We start from the raw sequence: 3,152 nt of genomic DNA on the forward strand, positions 1-3,152 counted from the left end.
ACTAACGGGGGCACCGCCCAATGAGCTACAGCAAGATTCCGGCTGGCAAAGACCTGCCGAACGACATCTACGTCGCGATCGAGATTCCGGCCAACCACGCGCCGATCAAATACGAAATCGACAAAGACAGCGATTGCCTGTTCGTTGACCGTTTCATGGCCACCCCGATGTTCTACCCGGCCAACTACGGTTACATCCCGAACACCCTGGCTGACGACGGTGATCCCCTCGACGTGCTGGTTGTAACCCCTTACCCGGTTGCTCCAGGCTCGGTCATCCGCGCACGTCCGGTCGGCATCCTGAACATGACCGACGACGGCGGCGGCGATGCCAAAGTCATCGCAGTCCCACACGACAAGCTGTCCCAGCTGTACGTCGACGTGAAGGAATACACCGACCTGCCTCCACTGCTGATCCAGCAGATCGAGCACTTCTTCGCGAACTACAAAGATCTCGAAAAAGGCAAATGGGTGAAGATCGAAGGCTGGGCCGGCGCAGATGCCGCCCGCGAAGCGATCACCAAGTCGGCTGCTGCCTATAAAGGCTAAGACGCCAGTGGCCACGCGCCATTGACGCCTTGAAAAAACCCCGGTCGATCCGGGGTTTTTTGTGGGCGCTGACAAAGCGTCTTAAACAGCGTGTTTAGCTTTCAGTCGCTGCGGTTTTTTTCTGTTTAATTTGTTCCAAATACGTCTTACATCCAGTCGTAAATTTCCCTCGAAATTTGAACGGTTCGTTTATTCAAAGCCCCGCCCTGCGCCCGTAGACTCGTGTTTATGAAAAAGAACACTAGCGGCCCACGGTTCAAAGCACTCCTCGAAAAAGCGAACATCACGACGACAGGATTTGCCGCTTTTTTCGACACGGAAGCACAAAACATCCACAACTGGTACACCCGCGGTGTGCCCGCTTACCGCATGGAAGAGGTCGCCAGATTACTCTCGGTAAACAGCCATTGGCTCAAAACCGGCGAAGGCCCGGAAGACGCCAAACACCTGCACCTGCTCGACGAGTCTGGCCACACCTTCGACACCCAGGCGATTCGTGGCATCTACACGGTCATCGAGCCGACGGATGTCGAACTGCCCCTCTACAAAGAAATGCCCATCGCCCCGGGATCCCACAAAACCCACATCGTGGAAGACACCGGCCAATTCATCCGCCTGCCCAAAAGCCATCTCGACTCCCTGGAAATCAACCATGCGGATGTGTTCTGCGTTCACATGCTCGGCAACGGCATGGGCGCGAGGATTGAAGATGGCTCCACACTGGCCATCGACCGTGGGCTGACCACGGTGATTGATGGGGAGATCTACGCCATCGATCTTGACGGGATGCTGCGAATCAAATACCTGCACCGGATGCCGGGCAATGCTCTGCGGTTGCGCAGCTACAACAAAACCGAGCACCCGGACGAGATCCTCAGTGCCGAGCAGATCGAGAAGCAGAACATCAGGGTGTTGGGGTGGGTGTTTTGGTGGTCGACGCTTAACAAACGCCGGCCGTCGGTGCCGTTTTTGTAACACCGCGCAGCACACCACACTGGGAATTTCCCAAAAAAATCAGTATGCTGCGCCCCACATTTGCGCATCGACCCGCCCCGCGGCTCAGATCGCACCGACAAGGCAGATGATTTTCTCGCCGAGTCCCACAGCCGGACGCAAGATCCGGGTGTACGTTTTGAAGGCTGGCGCGGTTTACCAAAAATGATCCAAGCCAGTCCCCGAGAAGCCGGCCACAAGCCGGCTTTTTAATGCCTGAAATTCATGTAATTACTGACCTCGCACGAAGCACCTGATCCCGCCCCACACCTCACGAAATCCCCATCACCATTTCACCGAACCGCTTGCGCAATATCCCCGCAAAAAATATCGACGCTTCCATCCTCGGGAGTCGTACGCACGAGGATGGAGTATTTTCCGGACAACAGGTCTGGAAGCGGAATTGGCGCACTTCGGTAAAACGTCCAACCGGATTCAGCAGCGCGTTGAGTAGTAATCCTGTCGTTCATGTCGTAGGCCACCGACCCAGGCTGTTGGCAACTGCCTTTAATGACAAAGGTGAAGATGCGCAATGGCAGGGTGGCGCCCTCTGGAACGCCGGTGAGATAGAAGTCGAAATTGGTTTCACCATCCACTGCGTTCAACGTCGCACTGGCGATCTGGCCGGCATTCTTTTGGGTGGCTTTCAAAGGAACGCTGATCGTTTGGTTGGAAGAGTTGGTGCAGCCTAAGAGACTTGCGGTGACCAATAGAGCTGTCAGTGGAGTGCTGTAATTCATTGGCAACCTCTGTCGGTGGAAGAAGTGCTTGGGAAAATGTGGGTATCGCTCATTAACATCGTGCTGCACTACCCCGCCACGTTATGGAGCAGCACCCCATACGATTGCAGAAATTCCACCGTGCCGTGGAATATCAAGCCAACCCCCATGGCAGAGACGAAGAAACCGACTATTCGTGTGGCGGCATCGATACCTTGCGGGCCGATTTTCTTGAGGATGACTTGAGCGTAGGCCAGTGACAAATAGGTGGTGAACATGACGGCGCAGAGGGCCAGCGACACCACGGCAAACGATATCACCACCCGATCGGCCTCCTTGATGGTGCTGGTCAGTCCGATCACGGTGGCAATCGCCCCGGGGCCAAACATGATTGGCATGGCCATGGGGATGAAGGACACATCCTGATTGGTGTCGTGGCCGGAGGGAATCAGGGTGCTGTCGGGCGAGGGCGCGAATAGTTCAAAACCGATACGCATCAGAATTATCCCGCCAACCACTCGAATCATACTCAGTGGCACTTCGAACAGACGCAGTAGCAGGTTGCCGAAAATCAGGAAAAAGAACATCAGCAGCAATGCATAGATGCAGGCTTTACGTGCCACCCGGCGGAGCTCGGCATTGTCCTTGCCTTGCAACAAACCAAGGAACACGGGAATCGCCTCCAGGGGATTGATGATGGCCAGTAACGTGGTGAACATACCGATAAACAACGTGAAATATGAGTTCATGGCGCTCCCTTGATAACAGACCGTTTTACATCACCATAGCGGATGGGAAGCGATGAGCTCGTCAGGGACTTGCTCTACCGCCGGGACTGGCAACGTTGAACTCCATCGCCACTAACCGATCGCTGAGGTGCGTGGCGTCCAGA

At 55.3% G+C, this 3,152-nt stretch carries 4 protein-coding genes; 2 read left to right on the forward strand and 2 right to left on the reverse strand.

Going from position 1 to position 3,152, the window contains the following annotated elements; translation table 11 throughout:
• Positions 1–20 precede the first annotated feature (20 nt).
• Together ppa and AC1DSG_RS29625 are read left to right on the forward strand one after the other, a co-directional pair.
• On the forward strand, positions 21–548 hold the full coding sequence (gene ppa, locus AC1DSG_RS29620; protein ID WP_027924322.1) for an inorganic diphosphatase: 528 nt from the start codon (positions 21–23) through the stop codon (positions 546–548).
• Positions 549–776: 228 nt separating this feature from the next.
• On the forward strand, positions 777–1,523 hold the full coding sequence (locus AC1DSG_RS29625) for a S24 family peptidase (protein WP_477794044.1): 747 nt from the start codon (positions 777–779) through the stop codon (positions 1,521–1,523).
• Between the two features lie 311 nt (positions 1,524–1,834).
• On the opposite strand, the gene AC1DSG_RS29630 is transcribed toward AC1DSG_RS29625, so the two are convergent.
• Together AC1DSG_RS29630 and AC1DSG_RS29635 are read right to left on the reverse strand one after the other, a co-directional pair.
• Complete coding sequence (locus AC1DSG_RS29630; RefSeq protein ID WP_477794045.1) at positions 1,835–2,281, reverse strand: hypothetical protein; 447 nt, start codon at positions 2,279–2,281, stop codon at positions 1,835–1,837.
• Between the two features lie 68 nt (positions 2,282–2,349).
• Complete coding sequence (locus AC1DSG_RS29635; protein ID WP_477794046.1) at positions 2,350–3,009, reverse strand: MarC family protein; 660 nt, start codon at positions 3,007–3,009, stop codon at positions 2,350–2,352.
• Between the last annotated feature and the right edge of the window lie 143 nt (positions 3,010–3,152).

Source organism: Pseudomonas sp. P5_A12 (assembly GCF_056400685.1).

Coding starts and splice junctions, on each gene's coding strand:
- ppa (WP_027924322.1), top strand. CDS start 21: ATGAGCTACAGCAAGATTCCGGCTGGCAAAGACCTGCCGAACGACATC.
- AC1DSG_RS29625 (WP_477794044.1), top strand. CDS start 777: ATGAAAAAGAACACTAGCGGCCCACGGTTCAAAGCACTCCTCGAAAAA.
- AC1DSG_RS29630 (WP_477794045.1), bottom strand. CDS start 2,281: ATGAATTACAGCACTCCACTGACAGCTCTATTGGTCACCGCAAGTCTC.
- AC1DSG_RS29635 (WP_477794046.1), bottom strand. CDS start 3,009: ATGAACTCATATTTCACGTTGTTTATCGGTATGTTCACCACGTTACTG.